Source organism: Sporosarcina highlanderae, assembly GCF_030433715.1.
Taxonomy (GTDB): Bacteria; Bacillota; Bacilli; order Bacillales_A; family Planococcaceae; genus Sporosarcina; species Sporosarcina highlanderae.
On the sequence record NZ_JAROCC010000002.1, the window covers coordinates 102,034 to 118,891 of the forward strand.

Consider the following 16,858-nt stretch of genomic DNA (forward strand, 5'->3'; position numbering starts at 1 on the left):
TGATTCCCCCTCATTATTTATTGTTTCACTTGAAGCGAAAAGGCTCATATTCTTTAACGATAAATGTTCCTTCCTTCACTTCAATGATTAAAACCTCTTTCCCATAGTCGATCGGTTGGTTTTCATATCCGGCTGCCCTTTTTGAAATGATCCCGTTCACTGATTCGATAACAATTTCTCCAAAACCGTCGACTGGCACCGGAACAATCACTTTACCTACCTGACCTGTGAGCGATTCATCTGTATAGGCAAGCGACACTTCCGCAGATTTCAATGGAAGGAGTACGAAAAAGTATAGTAGGAAGTCCAGTGCGGTAGCCGCTGCAAGCGATATGAGTAATATAAATAAGTGATTCCAATCTGTCATCAACTCCAATATATAGCCGACTGCAGATGTGAATGTAATGAACGCAAGGATAACGGCTGGATCCAATAACGGGCTTGCTTCACCGATTCCTTCCGCTATATCACTGAAAAAAAGATATAATACTGTTGCAAGACCCGCAATGATCAACACAGTCAAATAGACATTGATAACAGGCATTCCGAACAATTCCATTCTCTCACCTCCCCATCTCCTTGTTGAATTCTACTATATATACGGACGACCAACGATGAAGTTTCAAAATTCCCGTAAATGTTTTTCTCACTTAAAATAGGTATCTTACCTATTCAAACACAAAAAATAAAATATATTTGTCACATTTTGTAGTAAACAATGTATTTTTTTGTACTAAATCAAATGATTTTTGTTATGATAGGAATACTAAAAAATGATTCCGGTAACGGATGGAGGCGCAAAGATGTTTGGTCCACGTAAAACAGATCCTTTTTTCTCAGCCCTATTGGAGATTGCTGAGCATGTACAAAAAGCGATGCATTATGCACACGACTTTAAAGTTACTTCCATTGGGGACTTAAAAGAAGTTAGCATCAAGTTAAAGGAATTCGAAACAGAAGGCGATGATATGATTCATGAGCTTATTGCAAAACTTAACACCTCGTTCATGACACCGATTGAACGTGAGGATATTTTGCAATTGGCCATTAAAATGGATGATATTTTGGACGGTATTGAACATTTCTCTGCCAATCTTGAAATGTTCTCTCTTACGGAAATTGACGAGTACGTCCAAAAGTTCATGGACAATATCGTGAAAAGCTCTGATGAAATCGTGAAAGCGATGGAGCTGTTATCGAGAAAGAAACTTGTCCAAATGCGAGATCACGCTGTTTTAATCAAAGAATATGAACGGATTTGCGATGAGGTGCTTCGTACATCGATCAAGCAGTTGTTCCTGCGTGAAAAAGATCCAATTCGTATTATTCAATTTAAGGATATTTATGAGTTGTTGGAAGATATCGCGGATCATTGCCAAGACGTTGCTAATACAATCGAAACAATAATCATGCGCAACGCTTAAGGGGTACAAATATGGAAATTGTATTAGTTCTAACTATAGCAGTCGTTGTTTTCGCCTTGGCATTCGACTTCATCAATGGATTTCACGACACAGCCAATGCGATTGCAACTTCAGTATCGACACGTGCATTAAAGCCGCGGACCGCTGTTTACATGGCCGCAGTAATGAATTTCATTGGAGCATTGACCTTCACGGGCGTTGCGAAGACGATTTCGAAGGATATTGTTGATCCGTTCATGCTGGAAAAAGGCTCTGTCGTCATATTGGCGGCACTTATTGCCGCTATTGCCTGGAACTTGATCACTTGGTATTACGGCATTCCTTCAAGTTCGTCCCATGCACTGATCGGATCAATTGCTGGAGCTGCCATTTCCGCGGCGGGATTCGGCATTTTGAATTACAGTGGGTTCCTCAAAATTATGGAGGCGCTCATTCTTTCCCCTTTCATCGCCATAGCGGGTGGATTCCTTTTCATGTTGCTTTTCAAAGTTTTATTGAAAAACCGGAATCTTTTCAAAGCGAATAAACGGATTCGTTACATGCAAATCGGGACAGCCGCATTGCAATCATTCACACACGGAACGAATGATGCACAAAAAGCAATGGGAATCATTACGATGGCACTGATTGCAGCTAATTTGCAAACAGGCGACGACATCCAATTATGGGTGCGAATTGCTGCTGCCACTGCAATGGGTCTTGGTACTTCAATTGGTGGCTATAAAATCATCAAGACCGTTGGTGGAAAAATCATGAAAATCCGCCCTGTCAATGGGATTGCTGCCGACTTGAACTCCGCCATTATCATTTTTGGTGCGACGCTCATCCACTTGCCTGTAAGTACAACACATGTTATTTCATCCTCCATCATGGGAGTGGGATCTGCTCAGCGTGTCAAAGGTGTGAAATGGGGAGTCGCAAAAAAAATCGTCATGACATGGATTATCACGTTGCCAATCTCTGCAGCATTAGCTGCAATTGTTTACCAAATTTTAAACTTGTTCTTTTAAATAAAATATTTTCACTTGCATTGCCTAAAAAGCTCTGTTATGATAAAGGAGAATTATTTTTGTTCGGCATGATGGTCACAGTTTTTGCTTGACCGCTTCAAGACTTGAGCAAGGATAGTAACACAATGTGTGCTTAGCACACGAGGAGGAAACAAACATGGAACATGGTAAAGTAAAATGGTTTAACGCAGAAAAAGGTTATGGCTTCATCGAACGTGAAGATGGCGACGATGTATTCGTACACTTCTCCGCTATCCAAGGCGACGGCTTCAAGACTCTTGAAGAAGGCCAAGACGTGACTTTCGAAATCGAACAAGGTCAACGTGGACTTCAAGCAACTAACGTTGAAAAAAACTAATTTAATCTAACCTTTCAAAACCACTTCCTTCGGGGAGTGGTTTTTTTCGCATTTATGCAACTTGTTGCAATACGTATTAGGCATAGGGGCAGCTACTTGGGACGGGGAATGCCGATCTTGAGCGCTGAAGTCACTTGCTTGAGCGTGAAATGTGAATCTTGAGCGCTGAAGTCACTTGCTTGAGCGCGGATGTCACTTGCTTGAGCGCGGAATACGAATCTTGAGCGCGGATGTGACTTGCTTGAGCGCAGATGTCACCTTCTTGAGCGCGCCACCACAGATTTCATCAAATAAGACATCTCCCCGCACTTCCGTTATGATAGAAACATAGAGAATATAGCGGGAGGACGATGTTATGCGCACACTAGCGCGACTTGTTACAAAAGGTTATAAAGCGATTATCATTAGTTGGATAGCACTATTTATTGTCATGGCTATTTTCGCCGTACGCTTGCCTAATTTACTTGCAGGCGATGGCTTTAGAATGGATGCTGAGCATGAACGTGTGATGAAAATCGCATCTGAGAAATTCTACTTGCCGTCTGAAACAATGTTTGTCGTGTTCGATAAGGTGAACGATGAAACGATTTCATCCACCTTGGCAAAGATTGAGGATCTTGGACTCGCTTCGGAAATCGTTTCCCCGCTTGACAATGAAAAACAATATACAAATGATGTCTCGTACGCAATGCTTCACTTTGAAGAAAACGATATGGACAAATCAAAAGCTGTTACAGATATACGTAATGCAATTGGTGACGAAAAAGGGATTGTGTTAACAGGACAATCTGCTATTACAAAAGACATTAATACCGCAAGCCAGCGGGATCTGATGAAAGCGGAGGCAATCGGTTTACCAATTGCCATCATCATTCTTCTACTTGCCTTCGGGACAATAGTGGCTTCTTTGGTGCCATTGCTTGTGGGTGTCGCTACAGTCATTTCCGCATTTGGCGTAATGGCGTTGGTTGGCGGTCAAATAGATTTGTCAATTTTTGTACTAAATATCGTGCCTATGTTAGGGCTTGCTTTAAGTATCGATTTTTCTTTGCTTTTTATTAGCCGCTATCGCGAAGAACGATTGAAGAGCGATGTACTAAAAGCTGCTGCAACTACAATCCGTACAGCAGGTCGTTCTGTCATTTTCTCGGCATTTTGTGTATTCATCGGTCTCGGCGCGATGTTTGTCATAAGGGTCGAGATTTTCCAGAACATCGCAATCGGCGGCATGATCGTCGTTGCTATGGCGGTACTCAGTTCAATTACATTGTTGCCTGCCATTTTGATCGTCCTTGGTGATCGATTGAATAAAGGTCGAGTGCTCAAATTGAAAGAAAACGGGTCCGACCGTTGGCGACAATTCGCGAATGGCGTTATTAAACGACCTGTTCTTATTACGATTGTCGCGCTTGTTTTGTTAGGCATCGCTGTAATTCCCGTGAAAAATATGGATTTGACGATTCCACAAATTGATTCATTGCCTGCATCATATGATACACGCGCCTCTTACGAATTGATGGATGAAACTTTCGGACTTGGCAAGCAGTCGAATGCATACATTGTTGCCGAACGCGCAGGTGGTTGGTCGGATGCAGACGGGTTAAAGGCGATGAAAGAGTTGGAGAATGACTTGTCCAGTGATCCTTTAGTCAATGGGTTAACGACTATTTTCACTACAAGTGGTGTCGGTTCTCCTGAAGAGTGGGAACAAGTTATACAAGTTCCTGAAATGAAAGCAAAGCTTGAACCACTACTCGATTCATTTGTAAAAGATCATCAATTATTGATCCCCGTTACGCTTCAAGCAAGAGGAACATCCGATGAAGCCCAGCAATGGGCAAGGGATTGGTCAGAACAAACAGAATGGAATCTACTTGTTGGCGGCCAACCGAAGTTCAATCAGGAAATCTTCGATGAGATTTCCGATAATATCGGCATTGCGCTAACAATAATCCTTGTATCAACATTTATTATCCTAATGATTGCGTTCCGTTCGATCTTGATTCCATTAAAGGCGATTTTAATGAACATCGTGGGGCTTTCCGCGACGTTTGGTATTCTCGTTTATATTTTCCAATACGGTCATTTCGGATTGCATCCTGGTACGATTGCACTCATTATCCCAGTCATCGTATTCAGTCTTGTCTTCGGATTGAGCATGGACTATGAAGTATTCCTGATTTCCCGGATGCAGGAGGAATATGCAAAGACATTTGATAATGATCATTCGACGGTTGAGGGACTTGCGACAACGAGCAAAATTATTACGTCAGCTGCACTGATCATGATTGTTCTTACCGGCGCATTTGCATTCACAGATGTCATGCCGGTGAAACAAATCGGCGTCGGAATTGCCATTGCAGTAGCCATTGACGCGACAATAATTCGTTTGTTACTTGTCCCAAGCTTGATGAAACTGTTTGGTAAGTGGAACTGGTGGATGCCTTTTAGAAAAGGTGAATATAAAGCCGGAAATTGGCATTAATTCTACGATATCAAAAGCTGCATGGACAATGAATTCCTCATTTGTCCATGCAGCTTTTATTTTTTATCTATAATCTCCACTTGCGGACCTTTTTGTCGATCTTTTTCAAACTGTGCAGTCATAGCAAAGTAGATGATAGCAACTATCACTAAAACGAACACCACGAGCCCGATGACGAGCGTCCTCCCCTTCACTTCGATTCACCCCCGCTGCGTTTGAAGCCCTCCTCTTTCAAATAAGCCGTGGCTTCCTCATAATCACCGAATCCATCCTCCAGATTATAGACATGGTAAACATTGAAGAATCCGTCCTCTTCTTGCAACGACAACTTCTGGCCCTCTTTGTTCACCCACACTTCTTCAATCGGCTCTTCTACTTCTTCAACCTCTTCTGTCGATAACGCCCGGATTGCATCACGAATCGTTGCAACCAACTCTGCCTCAGTCGCTTCACGGATGTTGACAAGCCCGCGGTCATCGGTCTGATATCCAGGGACCCCTTCTACATAGACAAATCCATTGCCGTTCGGGTGAAGATGCTGCACGACAACTGTCTTTTCATACACACTGTTTTCATAATGATAATTCAACCGTTTCATCGACACTTCTTTTCGGGTTAGATCAGGGAACGTCTTCTCAATAATTAGTTGTTTTTCTTCGAATGTAAGCATTTTTTTGCCACTCTTTCTGTTTCAAATGTCATTTCAGTATAACATTATTCCTCATTCACAGTTAAGCCGAGTACACGTGCAAAGCCGACTGCCTGCTCCTTTGAAACGATACAGCCCGCAATCTTCGGTAACGTCACTTCAATCCGATCATATGTATTGTTGGATAAATCGACACCATTCAGATCAGTTTCGGAGAAATTGATGTTATCCATCTTACTTTTTTCAAAGCGAACTTGCTTGAAATCGCATTCGTAAAAATCACTATCCATCAAATTGCATTCCGTAAACTCAACTTCCTTCATACCAGCGAAATTGAAGTTGGCATAGCGGACATCACTTTCCTTCACGAGTAAATGGCCTAACTTGGCATTCGCCAGATCGGCCCCTGTAAGTTTAGAATTAATGATTTCACAGCGATGCATCATAACATTTTCCATTTGAGCATTCGAAAAGTCACATGCCATGAATACAACATCGACAAATTCCACGCCTTTCCAATCACTGTTCGCAAATGACATATCTTTGAACACGCAATCATCGAACACGATGCGCTCCCCATCCGTCCCAGGCAGCAAACCACCTTCAAATTTAGCTTTTGCAATGAACCCGTCATAGCTCCAAATATCCGCAGGCCGCATTAACCCATGCTCCACCGATAATTTCGGCTTCACCCGCTTGTCTTTTTTCTTCGCCATTTAAATCCCCCCTATCGCGTCTTCCACTCAATGACAATGACAAGCACTACAACCACAACGATTGCAAAAATATAAAACCAACTTGGAATTACACTAATTCCACCAAACATCCCCAGTCTCCCCTTTCTTTATAAAAATGAAGATAGTAGAAGGCTTAAATAAAAGTTATCAACAATAAAAACAAAATTTATCAACAATAAAAACAAAATTTATCAACAATAGACTCTAAGTTACTAACATTAATAACAACATTATCAACATACATTATGGATTTACCAACAATAAAACCACATTTCGAACATGTTAGTCAAAGTTATCAACAATACTTAATCTTCATATCCAAACTTATATTATTAGATGAACCCGATTTCATCGTCGCGTACCAACAATCGCACGTAAATCAATCGTAATCTCGTTCATTCCTACTGACAGCACCTCACGAACTCGTTCATCGCCCGCATTCCAAGTCAATGGAGTCATTCGGATCAAAGGTGCAAGCAATCCTTCCGGTAAAGCAAACTTATAGGTTATCCGTTCCGTCTCAACGTCCTCAAAGTGTTCACTGAAGCGGTCAACCGGATCGGTCTCTTCTTTTTGCGGCTTACCTTCATAGAATGCCTCACGCAGCTCCTGCAAGTATCCGGTTTCCGGCACGACTTTTACAACTTTGCCACCCTGCTTCAGCAAACGGTTGAATTCCCCATAATTGGCAGGAGATAAAACATTCAGGATTACGTCAATCTGCGCATCCTGAAACGGCATTGCAGCCAAATCCGCCACATTCCAAATGATACCCGGATAGGCCTTCGATGCAGCGGCAATACCTTCTTTCGCAAGATCAAGCCCAATCCCGACACTTTCCGGCTTCATCTGTGAATGAATTGCTGATAAATGTGTACCTTCTCCGCACCCGGCATCTAAAATTACAGGTTGCTTAATACTCTCGACGTGGTCAGCCACAATGGAGCAAAGTTTATCAAGAACAGGACTGAAAAACCCACTGCCCATCACTTCCGCCCGAGCTTCAAAAAGAGACCTATCATACTTTGTCGTATGTGCTTGTGGGGCCAAATTGACATAGCCCGTTTTTGCCAAGTCAAAAGTGTGCATGTTATTGCAGACGAGCTGCTTATGGTCCACCATTTCAATTCCGGATGAACATATCGGACATTTGAATAGTTCCTCATTCATGTCCAACAACTGCGCGCTTTGCATTTTCTTTGATAATTTCATTTTCATTGCTCCGATCTAATGTTGTTCTATTAGTATACCGACTTTCAGTCTCTACTCAAACTATGAACAGTTTCCACTGTATCTATCTCCCCTTCAGCGGGTACAATAATAGAAAGGAGGCGATTTCCGTGAAGCGGATTTTTCTATTCATTATTTTCATAGTTGCACTCTATCTTGCAAAACCTTTATGGGAAGAGCCTGTTTCGAGATACATTGACCTTTCCTTTCTTAATCCTGTCGATGAAAAGATTGAAACCGTACTTGAAAATGATTCAGTCACATCAGCCATGAGTTCCATCCGTAACACTGCTGATAAATTCTTCTTTTTCATCTCATCAAAATCATCCGAAATGGAACGTTTGATTCCTGAGAAGGTCGCGAAACCGAAACTTGCCACACCCGACCATTCCGCAATGTCCATTCACAATATAGAGCTTGGCGCCACAGAAGCACAGGTAAAGGCTGAACTTGGTGAACCACAAAGCCATTCATTGAACGAATATGGTACTGAATGGTTCACGTACCATGAGAATTACCAGAACTTTGTCATGATTTCTTTTGATGAAAAATGGAAAGTGAATGCAATCTATACGAATGATGACCTCATTTCATCGAAAGCCGGAATCCAGTATGGTTCTGAGAAGGCTGAAGTCCGAAAAGCGTATGGAGAACCATTAAAAGAGATTCGAAAAGGCTTGAATATATACATTCTGCAAGATGGCGAAGGGATGGATTTATTTAAAGTCGGTGATATTTATATGTATGTGTTTTATGATATTCATCAAAATACGACAGTGACGGCGGTTCAACTCATAACAACTGCACTCGAACATCGAAAATCCGGGATGTACGCAGGCGGTGATGTTTCATTACGAAACGGGTTCGAGCAGCAACTTTTCGATTTGACGAATGCCGCGCGCGTCCGACACGGCCGCTCAATTTTGCGATGGGATGATAGAATCGCGGAAACAGCTCGCAAGCATAGCCTCGATATGGCGATCAATGATTATTTCAGTCATGATAATTTGGAGGGGCAGTCGCCTTTCGACCGGATGAAAGAGGATCATATCAAGTTCCGGAGGGCTGGTGAAAATTTAGCGTACGGCCAGTCAAGCAGCATTTTCGCGCATGAGGGGCTGATGAATTCAAAAGGGCACCGGGAGAATATCTTAATAGATGATTATAGTCACCTTGGCATCGGCGTTGCGTTCAACGAAAAATCGCAGCCGTATTATACGGAGAATTTCTTTTTGAAATGAAACTCCCATAACTATGTATGTCCAGAAATATGAAAACCGGCCCAACTCTGAGCCGGTTTCATTTATTTCTTTGAAGTGAGAGCTGCACAAGCTATGCGATCCCCTGAATTTCCAGATGGATCTGTCTTATTATCATCAGGGTCTGCATGAATGACAAGTGCGCTACCATCCCCATCCAAGATGGAATTTTCCTGTCCCGGCTTCAAGGTGATTTCCCCATTTGTCAGTTGCATAGACACTTTCCCATCATCCGGAACTTCAATATTCGGCAAGTCTCCAAGATGCCACCCTTTTGGATTATCAAATCCATGTTCTTTCCCTGTTGGATTAAAGTGAGCACCGGAAGATTTGAAATCAGGCGCTGTACAGACTCCCGTTTCATGGATATGGATGCCATGCAAACCGGGTTTCAGGCCCTTTGCTTCAACATTAATCATGACGCCTTCCTTCTCCTGTACCAATGTCACTTCACCGATTTTTTTGCCTTCCGTATTTATCAGAGGGGCTATGATGGTCTCCATCTTTTCCCCGCTTACAGGCATTGCTTTCTTCGATTTCCCACATCCTGCCACGAAAAGGATGGCGGTCATGAGTAGTACGATTATCATTTTTTTCCTCACATAAAATCCTCCTTCAGATATACTCCTGCCAAGGATGCCCAACTGAAGGGATATTATGTATGGTAATTTTTCCCGTTATCGTGCGTTGATAAATAGAATGACAAAACCGCTGCACATTCCGATACGTTGGAATGAACAGCGGTTTTCTTTTTTTATGCTAACATCAATTTCTCAAGATCAAGCGGCGCTATGTAAACACCATTTTTATAAACACGCATATTGCCACCGGAAATTTCATCGATCAGCATGATATTTCCTTCTGGATCACGTCCGAATTCAAGCTTAATATCGTATAACTCAAGCCCTTTCTCCGCAAGCTCCTCTTTTACGACGATTGAGATTTCCTTCGTCAACTTCTCTAAAACGACATACTCGTCCTCTGTCAAAATACCAAGCTGCGCCAATGCGTCTTTTGTAATCGGCGGGTCATTGCGGTCGTCATCTTTAATCGTCACTTCAACAAACGCATCCAAAGGTTGTCCTTCTTCGCAATAAGCCCCGTAACGACGCAAGAAACTTCCGACTGCACGGAAACGGCAAATGACTTCGAGACCCTTCCCGAATACAGTCGCCGACTTAACGGTCATTGTCGCGTCCTCGATATTCGCATCGATATAATGCGTAGGGATTTCTTGATCGGCTAATTTCTCAAAAAAGAATTTCGTCATGCGCAAGCCCGATTGCCCCGCGCCTTCAATCGTTAATCCAACTGTATTTGCACCCGGATCGAATACACCGTCTTCCCCGGTTACATCGTCTTTAAATGTCAATAAAACATTTCCATCTTCCAATTTATAAACGTCTTTTGTCTTTCCTTTATAAACAAGTTCCATGCCCACGTTTCCTCTCTATTCGAAAATGTAGTGAATCGAACCACGCAGAGTTCGATTTGCCGTATTTCTGCGTTTTTTGCAGAAATTAAGGCAGCCTTTGTTCACTTATAGTATAAAGCACTTTCCCCTCATACAAAAGCCAAAACTTGATGGGAGTCAAGGTTTCATTCCGAAAAACGCCTTATGACGTTAACAGGTCTATTACTTGTGCCGGGAATTAGGTAAGAAAGGAGAACTTTTGCATAGGAATGAGAACTCCTTCGGGATTAACGAGAACTCCTTCACCCATTCCATTTTCAGGATTTTTACTTGTCAGCATTCCTGCAATGGGTGTATAATTGCTTGATGAAATCAATGCTCATACTGAAAGCGAGTGAATGAGAATGGGCCGTAAATGGAATAACATTAAAGAGAAAAAGGCTTCGAAGGATGCGAATACGAGTCGTATTTACGCAAAATTCGGCCGTGAATTATATGTAGCTGCAAAACAAGGTGAGCCGGATCCCGAGCTGAACCAAACATTGAAAGTGGTCGTTGAACGCGCGAAAACGTACAATGTGCCGAAAGCGATCATTGACCGCGCAATCGAGAAAGCAAAAGGCGGTGCAGAGGAAAACTATGACGAGCTCCGTTATGAAGGCTTCGGCCCGAATGGATCAATGGTCATTGTCGATGCACTGACAAATAACGTCAACCGTACTGCTTCCGAGGTGCGCGCAGCATTCGGGAAAAATGGCGGCAACATGGGTGTCAGCGGTTCAGTTGCGTACATGTTCGACGCGACTGCTGTATTCGGTTTGGAAGGTAAAACTGCGGATGAAGTGTTGGAACTTCTAATGGAAGAAGACGTTGAAGTCCGCGATATCCTTGAAGAAGAAAACACAGTCATCGTTTATGCAGAACCGGATCAATTCCACGCAGTGCAAGAAGCGTTGAAAAATGCGGGCATTACGGAATTCTCCGTAGCTGAACTTACGATGCTTGCGCATAATGACGTAGAGTTGGACGCCGATGCTCAAGCGCAATTCGAGAAAATGATCGATGCATTAGAAGACTTGGAAGACGTTCAACAAGTTTATCACAATGTCGATTTAAGCGAATAAATAATTAAAAACAGCGATTTATTTCCTTTCATCGAGGAATGAATCGCTGTTTTTATTTTATCGTAGTTCAAAAAGTACATTCTCTATTTCATCGAAGAAGTTAGATTCTTTCCAAATCGTTACAGCATTTATCTCTTGATACTTTTCTATCAAGCGAAGTAAAATATTGAAACCTATAAAATATCCAAAACGTGTAAAACCAAAGTGTGTGCCCCCATTAATTGAAAACCACTCACGAAAAATTTCGGTTGGTGAATGTCTTTTTATATCCTCAATAAAAGTAGTTATGATTTTTTGTTTGTTTACCTTCGCAAATTCCAACCATTCCTCTCCACTCCCATCGTAGGAGAAATAAACAGCTTCGCCTGCAGCTGTAACCTGTCTTGAAAAATACGTAGCGCACCCCTCTTGCAATAACCAGGTATATGGATGAAACCATTGAAGCTTCGACCAATCCATCTTAGCTTTATCTGAAAGCATATTGTGAAGGGCATGTCCAAATTCATGTGCGATTATCACTTTTAATTGCTCATCCTCTGAGGACAACCTTTCCAAACAAAACGTTACTTCTGGAATTATTTGACGATGTGTATAAGCATTGGACCCATATGCCCCTACAATGAGATGTACATCCTTTATAAACTCAACATTATATTTCCGTTCATAGGTGGATACAATCTGATGAATTAACTGTTCAATTTTTTTGTTTGTTTCTTTAATATCATTTAACTTCTCTGGGTATTTTTGAATTGCAGCTCTAATCTTCTCTTCGAAATTATTACAATGATACAAAAAATACTCTTCAAAATGCGGTGTGAATTTTTGGAAGTATTGTTTTAAAAATTGTTCTGTTGGCTTGTAGTTTTCCAAAAAGTACGGAACTGTATTATAAATCTTCATTTTCCCTTCTCCTTCTCCCGAAAAAACTTGGTTTTATAAGGCTGATTCACCGTATTACAATCTTCGTAACCAAAATTCCTTCCCTCTCCAACGCACCCGGTATCACTCTCGCAAATTCCACAGCCGTCTTCCCATCCCCATGAATACAAATGGTATCGGCCTTAATTGCCACATCGGTCCCATCGGTCGCGCACACTTTCCCTTCCTTGACCATCCGGATAATTTGCTCAATGGCGACATCATGGTCGGTAATTAATGCGTTCGCTTCCCGACGAGACGTCAATGTCCCATCCGCCTGATAAGTCCGGTCCGCAAACACTTCATTCGCTACCTTCAATCCAATCCGCTCCCCCGCCTTGACTAACTCGCTGCCCGATAGTCCGAAGAGAATTAGTTCGGGATCGACTTTGTAAACCGCCTCCGCTATCGCTTCGGATAATCCACGGTTCACGGAAGCCATATTATAGAGCGCGCCATGCGGCTTCACATGCTGAAGTCGCCCCCCCTCCGCCTTTACAAATCCAGACAATGCACCTATTTGATAAACAACTAAATCAAACGCTTCCTCGGGTGAAATCGCCATTTCACGCCGACCGAACCCAACTAAATCCTGCAATCCCGGATGAACACCGATACCAACGTTTTTCGCTAAAGCCATCCGCACCGTCCTCCGCATCGTCGCGGGATCGCCCGCATGGAAGCCACAAGCAATATTCGCTGACGTAATCGTCTCCAAGATCGCCTCATCATTCCCCATCACATACGCACCAAAGCTTTCACCCATATCACAATTCAAATCGACAACAAATCCCAATCCGCCCACTCCTATCTAAGTCTATTGCGTATTGCAGCACGCAGTACCCTCAAATCCATTTCCTGCTTAATGAAAAGCCTTTGCGATTCCTCGATTGTCACTTCCTTGAATGAAAGCTGGTCCCCTGCCTTTGCCTGCGCTAACTTCGCGAAATCAACTGATGATATCTGCCCGACTTTCGGATAACCACCCGTCGTCTGTCGATCTGCCGCCAAAATGATTGGATTCCCATCCGCAGGGACTTGGATGGAACCATATGTAACTGCCTCTGAAACCATTTCAATAGATTCCCTTAATCGCAATGTCGGTCCGTTAATGCGGTAGCCCATCCGGTCCGATTGAGAGCTGACAGTGAATGATTCATTCCAAAAATGGTGTCGACTCTCTTCATCGAACAATTCGTACTGCATGCCTCGCATGACTAAAATTTCATAATGCCCCGATAGATTAGGTAGAAGTTTCGGCGTGATCTGCCAGTCCGCCGCACGTAAAGGCAGGCCGGATACAAGTTTTCCTTTCATCACTTCCGCCAACCTTGATGACGAATTAAAACGAAGGATGTCCTCTTTCCGCAATGCCCTTCCATCCAACCCGCCAAGCCCGGCCTTCACATACGTTGACCTGCTACCAAGCACTTCCGGTATATCAAACCCGCCGGCAACCGCCAAATATGCCCGGCATCCGGCCCTTGCTGCCCCGAACCGTAGTTCACTACCTTTGCGAATTAACACCGGCTTCCACATCGGCACAGGCTCGTCCGCAACCATTGGTGTTAAATCTCCACCACCTATTGTGATCAATGCATCTTCCTCAAACAATAGATGTGGACCAACAAGCGTCAATTCTAAAGTTGCAACCGCCTCTTCATTCCCAACAAGCATGTTTGTAACCCGATGTGAGAAAGGATCCATGGCTCCGCCCGCCACAACTCCAAATCTCTGATAGCCATACCTTCCCAAATCCTGAACCGTATCATGAAGACCTTGTTTGATGACCGTTATCATTCATCATCACCTCGCAAGTCCTTGTACTCCTCGATTGTTATCTCGTAAAAACGTATTTTATCCCCGGGTGCAAGCAAGCTTGGTGGATGTTCATTCGGAAGGAAAAGCTCAAGTGGCGTCCGCCCCATCAATTGCCAGCCCCCAGGTGTTTCAATTGGATAAACTCCAGTCTGCATTCCGGCTATGCCAACCGACCTTGCAGGAATCTTTAACCTCGGAGTCTCCTTCCGAGGTGCGCTGATTTTCTCTGACATTCCGCCAATGAATGGAAAACCCGGTGCGAAGCCTATCATATGTACTGTATAATCACCCGAAGTATGGATTTCGATTACTTCACACGGCGTCAAACCGTTATACTCAGCAACAAAATCGAGGTCCGGACCATACGATCCTCCATATAAGACCGGAATGCTTACAATCCGTTGTTCAGTATCTGCAACATCTTGCACACCAATGAGTATTTCTTGTATCCGAAGGCAAACCTGTTCAAAAGGCGGGTGCTTTCCAATGAACTCTCCAAGTTCATAAATAACCGTGACCGTTGTATAAGCTGGTATATATTCGACCATCCAAGAAGGCGCAACTTCATCCAATCGAGCAACAATCGCATTCACTTTACGTTGCGACAAGTTGCTGATGGCTGCCTCGACTGCTATCATCACCGCTTGATCACCAAGTGGTGAAAAGGTATATTCCATATTTCCGACACATCCTGACTGAGTCTTATGAATATACATTATTTTACCTTATACTATCGGATTAGTAACCTATGTAATTTTCTTGCTTCTTACTATTTGAATGAACAACAAACAAAGAAATTCTAAATTATCTGTATTTAGATATGTCCAATCTAAAAAATATGAAGTACAATCAAACAAATGGATGAAGGGATGTAAGCAAAGATGAAAAAGAACTACATACTAAAAAGGTCGTACCTCGCATTGGCAGTTGCGTTTATTGCATTGTTCCCAGTCACACATAAAATACCAAATCAGCCTATCGCTGCATCCACAGAAATGATTTACGTAGCATCCATTGAAAAAACCACTATCGACGAAGACCTCAGTCAGAAAATAAATGCGATACTGCAAGATCCGAAGCTACAAGGTGCTATTACAGGGGTAAGTATACGAAAAGCTGTAGACGGGGAAATCCTATATTCACATTTCAGTGACATCCGCCTCCGCCCCGCATCCAATATGAAATTACTGACAGGTGCGGCGGCATTGGATATCTTGGGACCGGACTATCAATTCTCGACAGAAGTACTTACAGACGGACAAGTAAAAGGAGTAGTTCTCCACGGAAACCTTTACCTAAAAGGAAAGGGTGACCCCACATTGATGAAGATGGATTTAGATCAGTTCGCAAAAGAATTAAAGGCGAAAGGCATAACCAATATCAACGGCAGCCTGATCGCCGATGACAGCTGGTATGATGATATCCGCTATTCGCAGGACCTGAACTGGTCGGATGAACATAGCTATGTCGGGGCACAAGTTTCTGCTTTGACACTTTCACCGAACGAAGACTATGACGCGGGTACTGTGATTATCGAGGTGCACCCTAACACTAAAATCGGCAGTCCACCAAAGGTGACACTCAACCCGAATAATAGTCACGTTGAAATCGTCAACAAGGCTACCACTGTCTCAAAAGGGCAGGCGAAAAGCATCTCAATCGAGCGTGAGCATGGTACAAATCGAATCTTTATTGAAGGAAATATGCCGCTTGGTGGTACAATGTCCCGATCCTGGGCAGCTGTATGGGAACCAACTATGTACGCATTGGATGTATTTCAAAAATCACTTGAAGCGGAAGGCATCCAGTATGTGGGGGGAATGAAAACCGGAGTTACACCTGAAAATGCAACCATTCTTGCTTCAAAAAAATCAATGCCACTTGAAGAGCTATTTATTCCATTCATGAAGTTAAGCAACAACGGACACGGGGAAACATTGGTGAAGGAAATGGGGAAAGTTCAGAGCGGGGAAGGCAGCTGGAATGCGGGTCTCTCTGTAATGAAAGAGAAACTGAAGGAATTTGGCGTCAACACAGATTCTGTCATGCTGCGGGACGGCTCCGGCATGTCGCATAAGAACCTTATTTCAGCAGATGAACTCTCAACAATGTTGTACAACATACAAGCAAAAAGCTGGTTCCCTGCCTTTGAAACATCGTTGCCAATTGCCGGTATCCCTGAACGAATGATCGGCGGCACGCTACGCAATCGCATGGGAGAGGGAATGACCGCAGTAAATGTCAAAGCAAAAACCGGTACCATAACAGGAGTCTCAACCCTTTCCGGCTACGTCACTGCAAAAGACGGTACAGAATTAATTTTTTCGATTTTGATCAATAATTACATCTCCGGACCGGTTTCGCCAATTGAAGATGCGATTGTATCAGCGCTTGCGGAATATGAATTTTGATTAAAAAAAGGACTGCAT

At 43.1% G+C, this 16,858-nt stretch carries 18 protein-coding genes; 7 read left to right on the forward strand and 11 right to left on the reverse strand.

All coding sequences use genetic code 11. The features are described from left to right. Positions 1–25 precede the first annotated feature (25 nt). A complete protein-coding gene (locus P5G49_RS02875) occupies positions 26–559 on the reverse strand; it encodes an NfeD family membrane protein (protein ID WP_301241970.1) in 534 nt (177 codons plus the stop codon). Between the two features lie 244 nt (positions 560–803). Here P5G49_RS02875 and P5G49_RS02880 point away from each other — a divergent pair, with 244 nt between their 5' ends. From P5G49_RS02880 to P5G49_RS02895, 4 genes are all read left to right on the forward strand, one after another. Next, complete coding sequence (locus P5G49_RS02880) at positions 804–1,424, forward strand: DUF47 domain-containing protein (RefSeq protein WP_301242276.1); 621 nt, start codon at positions 804–806, stop codon at positions 1,422–1,424. 11 nt (positions 1,425–1,435) lie between these two features. Then, on the forward strand, positions 1,436–2,434 hold the full coding sequence (locus P5G49_RS02885; protein ID WP_301241971.1) for an inorganic phosphate transporter: 999 nt from the start codon (positions 1,436–1,438) through the stop codon (positions 2,432–2,434). Between the two features lie 157 nt (positions 2,435–2,591). Continuing rightward, positions 2,592–2,792 carry a cold-shock protein gene (locus P5G49_RS02890; RefSeq protein WP_116018206.1) on the forward strand — a complete coding sequence of 67 codons (201 nt, stop codon included), beginning with the start codon at positions 2,592–2,594 and terminating at the stop codon, positions 2,790–2,792. Between the two features lie 355 nt (positions 2,793–3,147). After that, positions 3,148–5,277, forward strand: a complete 2,130-nt coding sequence (locus P5G49_RS02895) for an MMPL family transporter (RefSeq protein ID WP_301241972.1) — start codon at positions 3,148–3,150, stop codon at positions 5,275–5,277. A gap of 56 nt (positions 5,278–5,333) precedes the next feature. On the opposite strand, the gene P5G49_RS02900 is transcribed toward P5G49_RS02895, so the two are convergent. From P5G49_RS02900 to P5G49_RS02915, 4 genes are all read right to left on the reverse strand, one after another. Next, a complete protein-coding gene (locus P5G49_RS02900) occupies positions 5,334–5,471 on the reverse strand; it encodes a hypothetical protein (RefSeq protein ID WP_301241973.1) in 138 nt (45 codons plus the stop codon). After that, positions 5,468–5,947, reverse strand: coding sequence for a hypothetical protein (locus P5G49_RS02905; protein WP_301241974.1), 480 nt, complete (start codon positions 5,945–5,947; stop codon positions 5,468–5,470). The genes P5G49_RS02900 and P5G49_RS02905 overlap by 4 nt, the downstream gene beginning before the upstream one ends. Positions 5,948–5,991: 44 nt before the next feature. Continuing rightward, positions 5,992–6,642 (reverse strand): pentapeptide repeat-containing protein, encoded by a 651-nt coding sequence (locus P5G49_RS02910; protein WP_301241975.1) that lies wholly within the window; start codon positions 6,640–6,642, stop codon positions 5,992–5,994. A gap of 369 nt (positions 6,643–7,011) precedes the next feature. Continuing rightward, positions 7,012–7,875 (reverse strand): putative RNA methyltransferase, encoded by an 864-nt coding sequence (locus P5G49_RS02915; protein WP_301241976.1) that lies wholly within the window; start codon positions 7,873–7,875, stop codon positions 7,012–7,014. 128 nt (positions 7,876–8,003) lie between these two features. Here P5G49_RS02915 and P5G49_RS02920 point away from each other — a divergent pair, with 128 nt between their 5' ends. Beyond that, positions 8,004–9,134: a CAP domain-containing protein gene (locus P5G49_RS02920; RefSeq protein ID WP_301241977.1), complete on the forward strand. Its 1,131-nt coding sequence runs from the start codon at positions 8,004–8,006 to the stop codon at positions 9,132–9,134. Positions 9,135–9,196: 62 nt separating this feature from the next. On the opposite strand, the gene P5G49_RS02925 is transcribed toward P5G49_RS02920, so the two are convergent. Both P5G49_RS02925 and P5G49_RS02930 read right to left on the reverse strand, forming a co-directional pair. Further along, positions 9,197–9,754, reverse strand: a complete 558-nt coding sequence (locus P5G49_RS02925; protein ID WP_301241978.1) for a superoxide dismutase family protein — start codon at positions 9,752–9,754, stop codon at positions 9,197–9,199. Between the two features lie 152 nt (positions 9,755–9,906). Then, entirely contained in the window at positions 9,907–10,587 is a 681-nt protein-coding gene (locus P5G49_RS02930) for a phosphoribosylaminoimidazolesuccinocarboxamide synthase (RefSeq protein WP_301241979.1), read from the reverse strand. Between the two features lie 383 nt (positions 10,588–10,970). On the opposite strand from P5G49_RS02930, the gene P5G49_RS02935 reads away from it, so the two are divergent. Further along, on the forward strand, positions 10,971–11,690 hold the full coding sequence (locus P5G49_RS02935; RefSeq protein WP_301241980.1) for a YebC/PmpR family DNA-binding transcriptional regulator: 720 nt from the start codon (positions 10,971–10,973) through the stop codon (positions 11,688–11,690). Between the two features lie 57 nt (positions 11,691–11,747). Here the strand turns inward: P5G49_RS02935 and P5G49_RS02940 are convergent, their stop codons facing one another. From P5G49_RS02940 to pxpB, 4 genes are read right to left on the reverse strand one after another with little or no spacing between them, the layout of a single operon-like run. Next, the gene (locus P5G49_RS02940) at positions 11,748–12,590 is read right to left on the reverse strand and encodes a DUF2268 domain-containing putative Zn-dependent protease (RefSeq protein WP_301241981.1); all 843 of its coding nucleotides are present in this window, start codon (positions 12,588–12,590) and stop codon (positions 11,748–11,750) included. Positions 12,591–12,636: 46 nt separating this feature from the next. Continuing rightward, complete coding sequence (locus P5G49_RS02945; protein ID WP_301241982.1) at positions 12,637–13,404, reverse strand: LamB/YcsF family protein; 768 nt, start codon at positions 13,402–13,404, stop codon at positions 12,637–12,639. Between the two features lie 11 nt (positions 13,405–13,415). Continuing rightward, a complete protein-coding gene (locus tag P5G49_RS02950; protein WP_301241983.1) occupies positions 13,416–14,408 on the reverse strand; it encodes a 5-oxoprolinase subunit C family protein in 993 nt (330 codons plus the stop codon). Then, the gene (pxpB, locus tag P5G49_RS02955) at positions 14,405–15,106 is read right to left on the reverse strand and encodes a 5-oxoprolinase subunit PxpB (RefSeq protein WP_301241984.1); all 702 of its coding nucleotides are present in this window, start codon (positions 15,104–15,106) and stop codon (positions 14,405–14,407) included. Before pxpB ends, P5G49_RS02950 begins: the two co-directional genes overlap by 4 nt. Positions 15,107–15,310: 204 nt before the next feature. Here pxpB and dacB point away from each other — a divergent pair, with 204 nt between their 5' ends. Beyond that, entirely contained in the window at positions 15,311–16,840 is a 1,530-nt protein-coding gene (dacB, locus tag P5G49_RS02960) for a D-alanyl-D-alanine carboxypeptidase/D-alanyl-D-alanine endopeptidase (RefSeq protein WP_301241985.1), read from the forward strand. The last annotated feature ends 18 nt before the right edge of the window (positions 16,841–16,858 follow it).

Coding starts and splice junctions, on each gene's coding strand:
- P5G49_RS02905 (WP_301241974.1), bottom strand. CDS start 5,947: ATGCTTACATTCGAAGAAAAACAACTAATTATTGAGAAGACGTTCCCT.
- P5G49_RS02895 (WP_301241972.1), top strand. CDS start 3,148: ATGCGCACACTAGCGCGACTTGTTACAAAAGGTTATAAAGCGATTATC.
- P5G49_RS02940 (WP_301241981.1), bottom strand. CDS start 12,590: ATGAAGATTTATAATACAGTTCCGTACTTTTTGGAAAACTACAAGCCA.
- P5G49_RS02930 (WP_301241979.1), bottom strand. CDS start 10,587: ATGGAACTTGTTTATAAAGGAAAGACAAAAGACGTTTATAAATTGGAA.
- P5G49_RS02875 (WP_301241970.1), bottom strand. CDS start 559: ATGGAATTGTTCGGAATGCCTGTTATCAATGTCTATTTGACTGTGTTG.
- P5G49_RS02910 (WP_301241975.1), bottom strand. CDS start 6,642: ATGGCGAAGAAAAAAGACAAGCGGGTGAAGCCGAAATTATCGGTGGAG.
- P5G49_RS02950 (WP_301241983.1), bottom strand. CDS start 14,408: ATGATAACGGTCATCAAACAAGGTCTTCATGATACGGTTCAGGATTTG.
- P5G49_RS02935 (WP_301241980.1), top strand. CDS start 10,971: ATGGGCCGTAAATGGAATAACATTAAAGAGAAAAAGGCTTCGAAGGAT.
- P5G49_RS02890 (WP_116018206.1), top strand. CDS start 2,592: ATGGAACATGGTAAAGTAAAATGGTTTAACGCAGAAAAAGGTTATGGC.
- dacB (WP_301241985.1), top strand. CDS start 15,311: ATGAAAAAGAACTACATACTAAAAAGGTCGTACCTCGCATTGGCAGTT.
- pxpB (WP_301241984.1), bottom strand. CDS start 15,106: ATGGAATATACCTTTTCACCACTTGGTGATCAAGCGGTGATGATAGCA.
- P5G49_RS02885 (WP_301241971.1), top strand. CDS start 1,436: ATGGAAATTGTATTAGTTCTAACTATAGCAGTCGTTGTTTTCGCCTTG.
- P5G49_RS02915 (WP_301241976.1), bottom strand. CDS start 7,875: ATGAAATTATCAAAGAAAATGCAAAGCGCGCAGTTGTTGGACATGAAT.
- P5G49_RS02880 (WP_301242276.1), top strand. CDS start 804: ATGTTTGGTCCACGTAAAACAGATCCTTTTTTCTCAGCCCTATTGGAG.